The following is a 12,615-nucleotide window of genomic DNA, read 5'->3' as shown; positions in this document are numbered from 1 at the left end:
TAAGTATTAAGCTAGAGCGCAGAACAGCAATCCGTGCAGACTACCCAAAAACCAAGCCCGCAAAGACAACATCAACAAAAGCCACAAAAATAAAAACGCCGCCCAGGCAGCCCCCGAACGGCGTCTAAATAAGAACCAGCGGATCAGTTGAAGATGACGGTCTTATGCCCATTGAGCAAGATACGATGCTCGGTGAACCATTTGACAGCCCGCGCCAAGACCACGCATTCGATATCACGCCCGATTGCGGTGAGGGTATCTGGCCCCATGGAGTGATCCACGCGCTCCACGCCTTGTTCGATGATTGGACCTTCATCGAGGTCACCGGTCACGAAGTGCGCGGTTGCGCCGATGAGCTTGACCCCGCGATCATGCGCCTGATAGTAGGGCTTGGCTCCTTTGAAGCTGGGCAGGAAGGAGTGATGGATATTGATGGCTCGTCCGCGCAGGGCCTCGCACATTTCGGGAGAGAGGATCTGCATGTAGCGTGCCAGCACCACCAGATCGATCTGGTTGGCCTCCACGATCTCCATGATGCGTTGTTCCTGCGCGCGCTTGACTTCCATGGACGACCCGGTCGCCAGCGGCAGATGATGGAAAGGAATGTTGTAGCTCGCGGCCAGCTGATAGAAATCCGTATGGTTGGACACGATCGCCGGAATCTCCACCGGCAGCAATCCGCTCTTGTAGCGGAACAGCAGATCGTTCAGACAATGCCCGATCTTCGACACCATCAGCATCACGCGCGGCTTCTTGCCCGCGTCATGCAGCTGCCAGTTCATCTGCAGCGAATCGCCCAGCACCCCGAAATCTGCACGCAGCGCCGCGTCCGACACTGCCGCATCCTCGGAGGAGAAATGTACACGCATGAAGAAGAGCTTCGATTGCGCGTCACCGAACTGTGCCGAATCGATGATGTTGCAGCCGTGATCGGCCAGAAAGCCTGAGACGCGATGCACGATGCCGCGCTGGTCCAGACAGGACAGGGTAAGAATGTATTCCGGGTGAGCCATGAGTGAACTGAGCAATGAAACCGAGAAGCGCCAACGCCCTCCCGGCGCCGCCACGCAGGACGACACCGACCCGACTGAGCGGGAAAAGGACGAAAAGACGAAAGGCGCTATTGTCGCACGACCGGGCCATGCGGACAAATCCGCCGCGCGCAAATACACGCCGAATACGTCAAAGCCAGGTCATTGCACCGGAAATCACCGCAGATCGGCACGACTTGACAACAAATCGCACCGACCAGACATCATGGTTTCCCACCGGAAATGCAGCCAGTGCAGCAAGCCACTGGCCGGGCATCAAGCACTGCCCTCATCGGATGATGAACGGCGCTGCGCACCCGCCACCACCCGCAGGGGAGCTCATGCGGTCTTCTGCAACAGATCCTTCTGCTCGTGACCACCGCCGACCTGCAGATCGCCTGCCAACTGGCCGCCTTCTTCAATGACCAGCTTGCCATACCGGATCTTCCCGGTCACCTTGCCGCTGGAGTAGATCACCAGCTTCTGGCGTACCGTCAGGTCACCATCGAACTCGCCGCGGATCTCGGCCAGGTCGATCTCGGCCGAGCCCTTGAAGGCGCCACGCTCGGCAATCTGCACCACGCGACAATTGATGGTCGCCTGGACCTTGCCTTCCACCACCAAGGTGTCGCAATCCTCGATCTCACCCTTGACCTTGATGTTGGGACCGACGGTGAGCTTGCTGCCGCTCTCTTCAGTGGCCGCAGGAGCGGTGTTGGAAACGGAAGAAGGATATTGGCTAGGTTTGTTCACGCTGGTCACATTGCCGCCTGTCGTAGAAGAGACGTTGCCCGCACTGCTGAACGGGGAATTGGTCGAACTGGTTTCGCGTTTGCCGAAGAGGGATTCCGAGCGAAGCATGTGATCTCCTGAAATGGTAGTGCTGATGCGTAAAAATCTACGCGCGAAAATAAAACGTGCGGCAAGGTGCGCACGACAAGCTCATGACGCCCACCGCCAGTGCGGCAGCAGAACCGCCCTGCACGATCATCGAGAAAACCGGCAGCGTGGACGGCGCGTCGTAGCGTCGACAAGGTCAACGAAAGCGGCTCTTCCGAATGTCCACGCAGATCGCATGGATAGCCCGGACATCACGCATCCGGACATTGCCAAGGAAGAAACCTGTGCGATTCGGCAGGATGCCTTTTGCAAAGTTCACCGCAAATTTGTAACAGTGAGAACACCGTTTTTTGCGCCGTTTTTTGCGCTGTCAAACCAGAGCAAATTATTTATATTTTGAGACCCCTTGTAACTAAAAAAAATGTAACAGTTGTTAGAAGCATGGCGTCGCCTGAAGGCGACACATCATCCCCTGAAGTCCGCTCCCGACATGGCTTCCAGAGACTAAGCCCATTTTCATCAGGGCTCGACGTCACCCATGGAAATGGATCTAAAACTTAGAAATAAAGACCAAGCAATCTTCTCGAAAAACGGGTCAATATCGCTCGTTCCCGACGTCAATGGATGAGCATGAAAGAGTATGAATGAGCGCATGGATGCGCCCGACTCGCGAACGGACAGGCGCAGCGACCGCCGCACCCCGGAGACCATGTGTCTTGATGTAAGCGTTGAAAATGAATGTCATCCGGCCAGCACAACCATGCCCGCCCGATTTATGATGGAGTCCATTGCCCGGCCGATGTCGCCCGCCCCGCTGCGACGCCGGCCCCTCCACCTCCCGTGACGACACCATGAGCAACGACAAGATTCCCTCGCCGGAATCGCTGGATTCCTTTGGCGCCCACCTCTTCCCGGCACGCCGCAACTCGGCTGCGGCACGGACGCTCGCCGGCCTGATCGCACTCATCAGCTGGTTCGCCTTCGCGGCGCAGACCGACATCACCATCAACCGCCTGCTGGCGCGCGGCGGCGGCATACTGGATGGTCTGGACCGGCTGACCATGTATCTGACCAACCTGACCATCCTCATGAGCGCACTCTGCTTTACCTCGCTGGCGCTCTCGCTGAAGTCGCCCCTGAGCCGCTTCTTCCGGCAACCCTCGGTGATCTCGGCCGTGGTGACCTACCTGGCCTTCGTGGGCATCGCCTACAACCTGCTGCTGCGCCATCTGTGGACGCCCACCGGCTTTCGCGCACTGGTCAACGAGAGCCTCCATACGGTGGTGCCCCTGCTGGCAATCGTCTATTGGATTTTTTTCGTGCCGGTGTTCCAGGCGTCGCTGAAAAAGGCACTGCTGTGGCTGGTGTATCCGCTGGCCTATCTGATGATCACGCTATGGCGCGGGGCCCTGTCGGGCTTCTATCCCTACCCCTTCATCGACGTCAATGCACTTGGCTATACGCGCGTGATCCTCAACGCCAGCCTGCTGCTGGCGGCCTTCCTGGGATTGATGGGGGTGTTCATCGCAGTCAACCGATCCGGCAAACCAGTGCTGCAGAGAAAATGATCCGGAGCGCAGGCAGAGGCCGGTCCTTGCTCCCCGGCCCCCTGTCAGATCAGTGGGTCCGTCAGTGCCAGCGCCAGCATGAACAGCATCCAGACACTGAAGCCCGCACCGATGATCAGGTATTGAAAAGTTTTGAGCAAGATGTTCCCCTCGTCAGACAAGACCGCATTGACATGAGAGCAGTCCCCGCCATCCCCTGGCCGGAACTACCCACCTGACCCGGTCGCCGGGCCGCGCGATGCGCGGCTGCAACCGGTGCGGTCGAGGCATTCTAGGGCCTTGGCCACGCATGAGGCGCATCCTAGCGCGTCCTTTACCTAGTCTTTCATTGTCTCTTGGTGCATGTTTCGTCATTTTCTTGAGCAAAATCCTGACGAAAAAGACACATCCCTGTCATACGGTCGCGCTATCCTGATCGCCGCTACGCGCCAACCCCCACAACAATATCCGACAGGAAACTCATCCATGAGCAAGCACGACGACATCGCCGGCAGCCAGCCGAGCGCCGACGACACCCTTCCGCCCCCGCAAAACAGCAGCCGCCGCCGCTTTCTGGGCGGCGTGGCGGCACTGGGGGCGGGCAGCGCCCTGGGCGCCTGCGCCACCGAAGGCCAGGGACCGGCCCCCTCGCCGAGCGGCAATCCGGCCGAGGCTGCTGCGCTGGATCGCGCCCTGCGCGAGAACATCAAGACCATCGTGGTGATCTACGCCGAGAACCGCAGCTTCAACAACCTCTTCGCCGATTTCCCCGGCCTGGAAAAGCCGCTGTCCTCGCTCAAGCCCTCGGACTACCAGCAGCGCGACCGCGACGGCACCCTGCTCAAGGAGTTGCCACCGGCATGGAGCGGCGTGGTGCGCCAGGAGCAGACCATCGAAGGCGTAACCTACCCGGCCGACAAGCAATACCAGAGCAACCTGCCCAATGCCCCTTATGCCTTGAAGGGTCCGCAGGGCGAGGCCCTGCCGCTGGGGCTGGTCACACGTGACCTGTGGCACGTGTTCTATCAGAACCAGATGCAGATCAACGGCGGCAAGAATGATGGCTTCGTGGCCTGGGCCGACTCCGGCGGCCTGACCATGGGCCACTACGCGGATACCCGCTACAACCTGCGCCTGTGGGATGTAGCGCGTGAGTTCGTGCTGTGCGACAACTTCTTCCAGGGGGCCTTCGGTGGTTCCTTCCTGAACCACCAGTATCTGATCTGCGCCACCGCCCCCTACTATCCGAACGTGATGAACTCGGTCTCGCGCACCCAGGTAGCCAGGACCAGGAACAATGATCCGCTCTCGCCGGAACTGGTCCCGGCCGAGAACAGCCCGGCCAGCGCCCTGCAGGGACCGCCCAAGTTCGGCCCCAGTGCACTCACGCCGGACGGTTATGCGGTCAATACCATGGCCCCGCCCTACTGGCCGACCTGGAGCCGTGACCGCAACAACCCGGCCTATGCCGAGCCCAACCAGCCCAGCGTGCTGGTGCCGCAGACCCACGAGCACATCGGCGACAAGCTCAACAAGAAGGGAATCGACTGGGCCTGGTATGCGGGTGCCTGGCAGGCCACGCTGGACGAGTTCAAGGATTCCAAGGGCATCCCCAAGATCCCCAATTTCCAGTATCACCACCAGCCCTTCAACTACTTCAAGAACCTGGGTCCGGAAAATCCTGCCGAACGCAACAAGCGCCTGCGCGATGGCGGTCTGGGTGATGAAGCACGCACCAACCGTTTCCTGGCCGATGTCGAGGCCGGCCGTCTGCCGCCGGTGACCTTCTACAAACCGCAGGGCAACCTCAACCTGCATGCCGGCTATGCCGACGTGGCTTCGGGTGACCGCCACATCGCCCACATCGTCAAGAGCCTGCAGGCCAGCCCGCAGTGGAAGAACATGGTGGTGGTCATCACCTTCGACGAGAACGGCGGCTGGTGGGACCACGTCGCCCCGCCCAAGGGCGACCGCTGGGGTCCGGGAACGCGCGTGCCGGCGCTGGTAATCTCCCCCTTCGCCCGCAAGGCAACGGTGGACCATACCGTCTATGACACGGCCTCCATCCTGCGCCTGATCACCCGCACCTTTGCTCTGGAAAAGCTGGACGGCCTCAAGCAGCGTGATGAGGCCATGATCGCGCGCGGCCAGCAACCCATGGGGGACCTGACCAACGCGCTGCAGTTCAAGGGCTGATCTCCCTTCTGCCAGTCACAAGCTCAAGGCCGCCGCAGGCTTCTCCTGCGGCGGCCTTGTTCATGGTGAGACCTAATGCGCGAGGACGTATTACGCCAGCCAGGGCGGTGCCGCCTCGCTCAGCTTGATCTTCCTGGGGATCAGCTTGAGATCAAGGAAGGTATCGGCAATCTGCTGTTGCTCGTCGAGAATGGCATGGGTGATGGGCAAGGTGCCGTAGTGATAGCGGCGTACCACCACGTCCAGGACGCTCTTGGGCAAGCCGAGGATGCCGGCCAGTTCGCTGGCGTACTCGTCCGGACGCGTCTGGGCAAAGGCGTCCACCTTGGCCAGCTCTTCCAGCGCGATGCGGATGAGGTCGGCATTGTCGCGCGCATACGTCCGGGTCGAAAAATAATAGGCGCGGTTCTTGACCACGCCATCGGCGTCGGCCAGGATGCGCGCCTTCAAGGTCTGCTGGGCCGCCGCCAGATAGGGATCCCAGATGGCCCAGGCATCCACCGCACCGCGCTCGAACGCGGCACGCGCATCGGCCGGGGCCAGCCATACCGGTGTCACGTCGCCATATTGCAGGCCATGCTTTTCCAGCAGCTTGACCAAGAAGTAATGCACGTTGGAACCCTTGTTCAAGGCGATGCGCTTGCCCTTCAACTGTATCGGTTTCTGCAGGCTGTCCTGCTTGACCAGCACCGCTTCCACATAAGGACGCGGCACGGTGGCCCCCACGTAGACCAGGGGCGTACCGGCGGCCTGAGAAAAGATCGGTGGCGCTTCGCCGACATCGCCGAAATCAATGGATCCCGCCCCCAGCGCTTCGAGCTGCACCGGGCCGGCGCTGAACTCCACCCATTTGACGCTCGCCCCCAGCGGGGCCAGGCGCTGCTCCAGCGAGCCATGGGCACGGATGATGCTCAAGGCCCCCTTCTGGTAACCCACCCGCAACTGGCGTGTGGCCGCCTGCGCCGGTCGTTCACCGAAAACGGTAGTCGCACCGGCGGCGCCCAACGCCAGCCCGGCGCCGATCAGGCGGCGACGCTTGCGGCTCGGTTCAAAGGCGGTGAGGACGTGGCGGGGTGTGTCTTCGTGCTGTGGCATGGGGACTCCATCGGTCATGGTTGAGGTCGATACATCGAGGCTCACAGCGTAGCCAGACCCGCGCACGCTGCGAACGAATCATTCCTCCTGTGCATAGAAGAAAAGCAGATAAGTCGTGCCGCGCATACAAGCGCCAACCCGTCGTGCCTCACGTTTTTATATCATGTTGTGATATATTTGCCGTTTATCCCTTTATTCATGCGCCCTCTACAAGATCGCGCTACCACTACCGTCCTTGAACACGGCAATCCATGAAACACAAACGCGACTACACCGCCGACCGACGGCTGCCCCTGCTGTGCGCCATCGCGGTGCTCATCGGCATGTTCTCCACGGGTGCGGCGTGGCTACTGCTCAAGCTCATTGCGCTCTTTACCAACCTGTTCTATTTCCAGCGCCTGTCCTTTGCCGCCAGCTCACCGGCGGGCCATACGCTGGGCTGGATCGCGGTGCTGTTGCCGGTCATCGGCGGCCTGATCGTCGGTCTCATGGCGCGCTATGGCAGTGACAAGATCCGCGGTCATGGCATTCCTGAAGCAATCGAGGCCATCCTCTTCGGCAAGAGCCGCATGTCGCCCAAGGTCGCGTTGTTGAAGCCACTGTCCTCGGGCATCGTCATCGGCAGCGGCGGTCCGTTCGGTGCCGAGGGTCCCATCATCATGACCGGCGGCTCGCTCGGTTCGCTGCTGGCGCAGTGGCTGCACCTCACCGCTGCCGAGCGCAAGACCCTGTTGGTGGCCGGTGCCTGCGCCGGCATGACGGCCATCTTCGGTACGCCCCTGGCCGCCCTGCTGCTGGCAGTGGAACTGCTGCTGTTCGAACTGCGACCGCGCAGTCTGTTGCCGGTTGCGCTGGCCTGTGTCATCGCCGCTTTCCTGCGACCGTGGCTGATCGAGGCAGGTGTGCTGTTTCCATTGCAGGTGGCACCGGTCGCGCCGATGGCGCTGCTGTCCTGTCTGCTGGCCGGATTGGCCAGCGGGGTGCTGGCCGTCGTGCTGACGCTGGCCCTGTATCGTATCGAGGATGGCTTCCATCGCCTGCCGCTGCACTGGATGTGGTGGCCGGCACTGGGTGGCATGGCCGTGGGCCTGGGCGGACTGCTGCAGCCGCGCGCGCTGGGCGTGGGCTACGACGTCATCGCTGACCTGCTGAATCAGCACATGCTGGTCTCGGCGGCATTGGCGCTGCTGCTGGTGAAGGCGGTAATCTGGCTGCTGGCCTTGGGCTCGGGCACCTCGGGCGGGGTGCTGGCACCACTGCTGATGATGGGCGCCGGACTGGGCCTGGTGCTCTCGCCGTGGCTGCCGGGTGGTTCAGCCGGCTTGTGGCCGCTGGTCTGCATGGCGGCAGTGCTGGGCAGTGTGCTGGGCGCACCGCTGACGGCAATCGTCTTCGCCTTCGGCCTGACCCATGCCGACAATGCAATCCTGCCGCTCATCGCCACCACGTCGGTGGCCTATGGCGTGAACGTGCTGTGGATGAAGCGCTCCATCATGACCGAGAAGATCGCGCGACGCGGCCTGCATGTGCACCGCGAATACGGTGTCGACCCGTTGGAGCGGGTGCATGTGGAAGACCTGATGTCCGCACCGCAGGCCCTGGAGGCGGCCCTGCCCGCCGCAGAGGCGCTGGCGCTATGCCGCGCAGCGGACCATGTCCATCGCCATTACCCGGTGACCGCAAATGGTCGCCTGCTCGGCATGGTCGCGCTGACGCGCTTGCAGGCGGCCGATCCGGCCCAGGCTTGCAGCGCCTTGCTGGCGCCCGATGCCGGCCATCTTTTGCCGCACCTCAGTGCCCGCATTGCCGCCGGTACCATGGCGCGCCTGGGCGTGGCGCGGCTGCCGGTAGTGAGCACGGCAGAACATCGGCAGCTGGTGGGCGTGCTGTCCCTGTCCGATCTGGCGCGGGCCAGCGCGAGCCATGCAGAAGAAGAATCCGTGCGGGAAAAACTGCTGGGCAACTGACGCCCGTTCCTCCCTGCGCAATCCTCAGACGCCGCCGCTGAGCTTGCACATCAGATTGTCGTGCGAGACCAGGATGACATTGATGCCGGCATTGCCGTTGTCCATGCGGAATTCGCTGTTGCCGTTGGAGAGGGAAATGATGCGCACGGCACGTGTGGCCGTCTCGGTCATGACGGTTTCGGCGGCCATGTTCAGGCAGGTCAGCACACAGCCGCTGCCGGCCGCGCAACTGCGGGTAATGTCGCTGGCCACCGGTGTGGGCGCGGCAGCAGCAGGCAGCGTCGGCACGCTCGCCGGGACCGGCACGGGAACCTGCGCGCGCGCCGCGACGGCAGGCAGCAGCACCATGGACAACAGCCACAGCAGCCCCAGCTGGGACAGGGAAAAACGCGGTTTTGACATGGAAACTCCTCCCGTACAAGGCACTCTGATCAAGCCCGTATTGCATCACAAACAAAAAAAGGGCGCACCCCCTTGCGGAAGTACGCCCAAAAGTAAGCCCCCCTCAGGGCTACCCGGTAATCGTGCAGAAGCTCTCCCCAGATCGGCTGTCTGATCTCCGACCTTCGTTCGGATTTCTTGCCTAAGCTGGCATGACGAGACTTTAAGTTTTTGTGGTTCCGCCAAGTATCGGGGGCTTCCTGAGTCGTCCCGCATTGGCGTCAGGAATTTCCTGAATGACACAAATACATCAACTCGTGAGCCATTGAACAATCCTCACCAGGCGAGTCGCCGAAACGCTTGCGGTACTGACTGCCTGCGTTGCCCTGCCCGACGCCGCGCGCGCATTTTTGATAGCATGCGGGCATGGAACCTTCTTACACCCCCGAACTGAACGCGCTGACCGACTCGGTCGAGTCGGCGGGACTGGGCTTGTCAGCCGTTGTGGCCGGCCTGCGCACCTCGCGCGAGATTACCCACAAGATCCGCTATCGCGGCGAGATCCGCGAGCTCCCCTCGCGTGAAGCGATGCAAAAGCTGCTGCAACATCTGCAGGCGGCCTTGTTTCCCACGCATTATGGGCATACCGATTTATCCGATGAGACCATCGATTATTTCGTTGGCAGCCAGTTGAATGCTGCGCTGTCGATCCTGCGCGAGCAGGTACGTCGCAGCCTCTATTTCAGCAGTGATGTGGACGATGAGGCGCTGCTGCGCCAACGCGCCGCGGCCATCACGCGCGACTTCGCGCATCAGTTGCCGGGTGTGCGGGACGTTCTGGTCAGCGACATCCAGGCTGCGTATCACGGCGATCCGGCCGCCTCCAGCATCTCGGAAATCCTGCTGTGCTATCCCGGTACCACCGCGATCATCTATCACCGTCTGGCGCATGCGCTGCATCAGCTGGGGGCCCCGCTACTGGCACGTCTGATTGCCGACATTGCGCATTCGGCCACCGGCATCGACATCCACCCGGCCGCGCAGATCGGCCCCAGCTTCTTCATCGACCATGGCACCGGCGTGGTCATCGGCGAGACCACCATCATCGGCCGCAACGTGCGCCTGTACCAGGCCGTGACGCTGGGGGCCAAGCGTTTCCCGCAGGAGGCCGATGGTTCACTGGTCAAGGGCATTGCGCGCCATCCCATCGTCGAGGATGACGTAGTGGTCTATGCCGGCGCGACCCTGCTGGGGCGCATTACCATTGGCCAGGGATCGGTGATCGGCGGCAATGTCTGGCTCACGCACAGCGTGCCGCCGGGCAGCAACATCTCGCAGGCGGAGATGCTCAGCGACTGTCGCCAGCCCTGATCCCCTTGGTGAACAGACCCTAACGTGGCACCGGTGCGCGTGCGCAGGCGATGGCCGCCAGCGCCAGTGCCGAGGCGGCCAGTCCGTAGAGCCACAGGGACGACATCACCGGCAGCAGCAAGCCTGCCAGCATCGGCCCCATACCGGCCCCGATATCGCGCCAGATCGCGCGTCCGGCCAGGGCATGCACGCGCTGCGCCGCAGGCGTGCGGGCGGCGACGATGGGGGCCAGGAGCGGCAACTGCAAGGCACGAAGGATCACGATCAGCCCCGCAAACAGCCACAGCAGCCCGCCTCCGAAACCGACCAGCGCCGCACAGGTAGCCAGTGACAGGATCACCAATACCTTGACCGCACCGAAGCGCTCGGCCAGCCAGCCGCCCAGCGGGCTCAAGACGATTTCGCCGGCATAGCGCAGGGCCATCAGCACCCCGGCCACCAGTTCGCCATCGGCCCCGAAGGACTGCTTGCTCATGTAGGCCAGGCCGACGATGAAGAGACCATCGAGCGTCAGTCCTTCGAGGAAGGACCACCAATCCAGTGCATTGGGCAATTTCCAGCGGCGCGGCTGCGGTGGCGCATAGGCGTGCTGCGGCAGGCGGCGGGCGGCCAGCAGACCCAGGATCGCCGTCGTGGCGACCAGGGCGAACACCATGCGTGGTCCGATGTGCGGCGCCAACAGTGCGGCTGTGGGCAGCCACAGCATGGGGCCAATGGCGATCACCCCGCGCGAACGTCCGGAGCGGCGGGCGGCGCCGTGCGGGTTGGCGGTGGACATGGCCTGGGTAGAGAGGTTGAGTCCGGCGAAGGCCATGCCCCACAGCAGGCGCAGCGGCAGGAGGGCCCAGAAGCCGTTGGCCATCGTGTAGCCAAGTGCGCAGAGGATGGCCGCGCACACGGCCAGGGTGCAGGTGGGGCGGTCACCGCGTCGGGCGTAAAAGCTGGCGACCCAGCGATAGCCGGCGATGCGCACCAGTCGGTTGGCTGCCAGCAGCACGCCGGCCTCGGCCAGGCTGACGTGGAACTGGGCGGCATACATGGGAAGCAGCAGGTAGAGGACGATATCGCAGGGCAAGGCGGCCGAGAGCGACATGGCGGCGTGGCGGGAATCGAGGTCGGCCTGGCGGAGGTCTGGCGTGGTCATGAAGACCGATGATGCGCCGCATGGGCAGGCGCTGACAAACGATATTAATTCCGGCCATGCGTGATAATATCTCACGCATGGCCGATCTCACACTTCCGCTCAACGCCATCCGCGCCTTTCTGGCGGCGGCCCGTCATCAGAGTTTCACGCTGGCGGCACAGGAGCTCAATGTCACGCATGGCGCGATCAGTCGCCAGATCAAGAATCTCGAAGGCTACCTTGGCATGCCCTTGTTCGAGCGGCGTACGCGGCAGGTACTGCTGACTGATCGTGGTCGGCAGTTCTTCGAGCAAGCCAGCCCGGCGCTGGACATGTTGGCCAATGCGGCGCGGCGGGTGATGCGCGACGCCCCCACGCGCACGGTGGTGATCAATGTGCGGCCGTCATTTGCGGTGCGCTGGCTGATTCCGCATTTGTCCGATTTCGTGGAGCATTATCCGGGGATTGCACCGCAGGTGGTGACCAGTACGGCGACGGTGGGCAAGGCAGGCTCTTCATTTGACATTGCGATCCGGCGAGGGGAGACCAACTGGCCTGAGACGCTGAAGGTGCAGCGCTTCATGGAGGATGAGCTGGTGCTGGTGGCGTCTCCTGCTCTGTTGCAGTCCATGCCGCTGGAAGATGTGTCAGGGCTGGCGCAGCATACTGTGCTGGTGTCGCGCAGTCGGCGCAATGACTGGGAGGACTGGCGCAAGCTGGCAGGACTGAAGCGCTCTCGATCGCAGGCCATGCTGCATTTCGATCACGTACATTTCGTGTTGCAGGCAGCAGTGGATGGACTGGGTGTGGCCTTGTCTCCTTTGTCGCTGGCAGACAATGATCTGCGTTCCGGTCGCCTGGTCTGCCCCTTCCCCACCTTGCGTCTGCCCCTCGCACCTTACTATCTCGGGATCAATCTTCAGGCGGGAGCTGAAGCACAGTTGTTTGCCAAATGGCTGGCGGAATATCGCGGATCGTTGGTTGTTGCTGGTTGATCTTGCTTGGTTTTTTGTCTTGGCGGGCTTGGTTTTTGGTTTTGGTTTTTGGGTAGTCTGCACGGATTG

11 protein-coding genes are annotated in these 12,615 nt (G+C 62.2%); 6 read left to right on the top strand and 5 right to left on the bottom strand.

The genetic code is table 11. The annotated features are described in order from the left end of the window. Positions 1-143: 143 nt before the first annotated feature. Positions 144-1,013, bottom strand: coding sequence for a formyltetrahydrofolate deformylase (purU, locus tag ACODSZ_RS22750; protein WP_008327359.1), 870 nt, complete (start codon positions 1,011-1,013; stop codon positions 144-146). A gap of 357 nt (positions 1,014-1,370) precedes the next feature. Continuing rightward, positions 1,371-1,892: a bactofilin family protein gene (locus ACODSZ_RS22745; protein WP_008327358.1), complete on the bottom strand. Its 522-nt coding sequence runs from the start codon at positions 1,890-1,892 to the stop codon at positions 1,371-1,373. Between the two features lie 214 nt (positions 1,893-2,106). Here ACODSZ_RS22745 and ACODSZ_RS22740 point away from each other — a divergent pair, with 214 nt between their 5' ends. The 3 genes from ACODSZ_RS22740 to ACODSZ_RS22730 all read left to right on the top strand — a co-directional run bounded on the left by ACODSZ_RS22740 (position 2,107) and on the right by ACODSZ_RS22730 (position 5,614). Beyond that, on the top strand, positions 2,107-2,271 hold the full coding sequence (locus tag ACODSZ_RS22740) for a hypothetical protein (RefSeq protein WP_008327357.1): 165 nt from the start codon (positions 2,107-2,109) through the stop codon (positions 2,269-2,271). 451 nt (positions 2,272-2,722) lie between these two features. After that, positions 2,723-3,439, top strand: a complete 717-nt coding sequence (locus ACODSZ_RS22735) for a Pr6Pr family membrane protein (protein WP_488928593.1) — start codon at positions 2,723-2,725, stop codon at positions 3,437-3,439. Positions 3,440-3,904: 465 nt separating this feature from the next. Continuing rightward, complete coding sequence (locus ACODSZ_RS22730) at positions 3,905-5,614, top strand: acid phosphatase (protein ID WP_488928592.1); 1,710 nt, start codon at positions 3,905-3,907, stop codon at positions 5,612-5,614. A 90-nt stretch (positions 5,615-5,704) separates the two neighbouring features. Here the strand turns inward: ACODSZ_RS22730 and ACODSZ_RS22725 are convergent, their stop codons facing one another. Continuing rightward, positions 5,705-6,709 carry a sulfonate ABC transporter substrate-binding protein gene (locus ACODSZ_RS22725; RefSeq protein WP_488928591.1) on the bottom strand — a complete coding sequence of 335 codons (1,005 nt, stop codon included), beginning with the start codon at positions 6,707-6,709 and terminating at the stop codon, positions 5,705-5,707. A 251-nt stretch (positions 6,710-6,960) separates the two neighbouring features. Here ACODSZ_RS22725 and ACODSZ_RS22720 point away from each other — a divergent pair, with 251 nt between their 5' ends. Continuing rightward, positions 6,961-8,676, top strand: a complete 1,716-nt coding sequence (locus ACODSZ_RS22720) for a chloride channel protein (RefSeq protein ID WP_488928590.1) — start codon at positions 6,961-6,963, stop codon at positions 8,674-8,676. 24 nt (positions 8,677-8,700) lie between these two features. Here the strand turns inward: ACODSZ_RS22720 and ACODSZ_RS22715 are convergent, their stop codons facing one another. Beyond that, complete coding sequence (locus tag ACODSZ_RS22715; protein WP_241822925.1) at positions 8,701-9,078, bottom strand: hypothetical protein; 378 nt, start codon at positions 9,076-9,078, stop codon at positions 8,701-8,703. Between the two features lie 405 nt (positions 9,079-9,483). Between ACODSZ_RS22715 and epsC the strand changes: the two genes are divergently transcribed. Continuing rightward, entirely contained in the window at positions 9,484-10,428 is a 945-nt protein-coding gene (gene epsC, locus ACODSZ_RS22710) for a serine O-acetyltransferase EpsC (protein ID WP_488928589.1), read from the top strand. 19 nt (positions 10,429-10,447) lie between these two features. Here the strand turns inward: epsC and ACODSZ_RS22705 are convergent, their stop codons facing one another. Continuing rightward, on the bottom strand, positions 10,448-11,572 hold the full coding sequence (locus tag ACODSZ_RS22705; protein WP_008327349.1) for an MFS transporter: 1,125 nt from the start codon (positions 11,570-11,572) through the stop codon (positions 10,448-10,450). Between the two features lie 77 nt (positions 11,573-11,649). Between ACODSZ_RS22705 and gcvA the strand changes: the two genes are divergently transcribed. After that, positions 11,650-12,546: a transcriptional regulator GcvA gene (gcvA, locus tag ACODSZ_RS22700; RefSeq protein WP_175345105.1), complete on the top strand. Its 897-nt coding sequence runs from the start codon at positions 11,650-11,652 to the stop codon at positions 12,544-12,546. Positions 12,547-12,615 lie beyond the last annotated feature (69 nt).

The sequence above is a fragment of the Herbaspirillum sp. FG34 genome, from assembly GCF_057809315.1.
Note: the sequence above shows the minus strand (reverse complement) of the source record. Positions and strands in the feature narration are given on the sequence as shown.

Bases quoted from the DNA above. Each gene is read 5' to 3' on its own strand.
- purU (WP_008327359.1), bottom strand. From the start codon at position 1,013: ATGGCTCACCCGGAATACATTCTTACCCTGTCCTGTCTGGACCAGCGC.
- ACODSZ_RS22745 (WP_008327358.1), bottom strand. From the start codon at position 1,892: ATGCTTCGCTCGGAATCCCTCTTCGGCAAACGCGAAACCAGTTCGACC.
- ACODSZ_RS22740 (WP_008327357.1), top strand. From the start codon at position 2,107: ATGGATAGCCCGGACATCACGCATCCGGACATTGCCAAGGAAGAAACC.
- ACODSZ_RS22735 (WP_488928593.1), top strand. From the start codon at position 2,723: ATGAGCAACGACAAGATTCCCTCGCCGGAATCGCTGGATTCCTTTGGC.
- ACODSZ_RS22730 (WP_488928592.1), top strand. From the start codon at position 3,905: ATGAGCAAGCACGACGACATCGCCGGCAGCCAGCCGAGCGCCGACGAC.
- ACODSZ_RS22725 (WP_488928591.1), bottom strand. From the start codon at position 6,709: ATGCCACAGCACGAAGACACACCCCGCCACGTCCTCACCGCCTTTGAA.
- ACODSZ_RS22720 (WP_488928590.1), top strand. From the start codon at position 6,961: ATGAAACACAAACGCGACTACACCGCCGACCGACGGCTGCCCCTGCTG.
- ACODSZ_RS22715 (WP_241822925.1), bottom strand. From the start codon at position 9,078: ATGTCAAAACCGCGTTTTTCCCTGTCCCAGCTGGGGCTGCTGTGGCTG.
- epsC (WP_488928589.1), top strand. From the start codon at position 9,484: ATGGAACCTTCTTACACCCCCGAACTGAACGCGCTGACCGACTCGGTC.
- ACODSZ_RS22705 (WP_008327349.1), bottom strand. From the start codon at position 11,572: ATGACCACGCCAGACCTCCGCCAGGCCGACCTCGATTCCCGCCACGCC.
- gcvA (WP_175345105.1), top strand. From the start codon at position 11,650: ATGGCCGATCTCACACTTCCGCTCAACGCCATCCGCGCCTTTCTGGCG.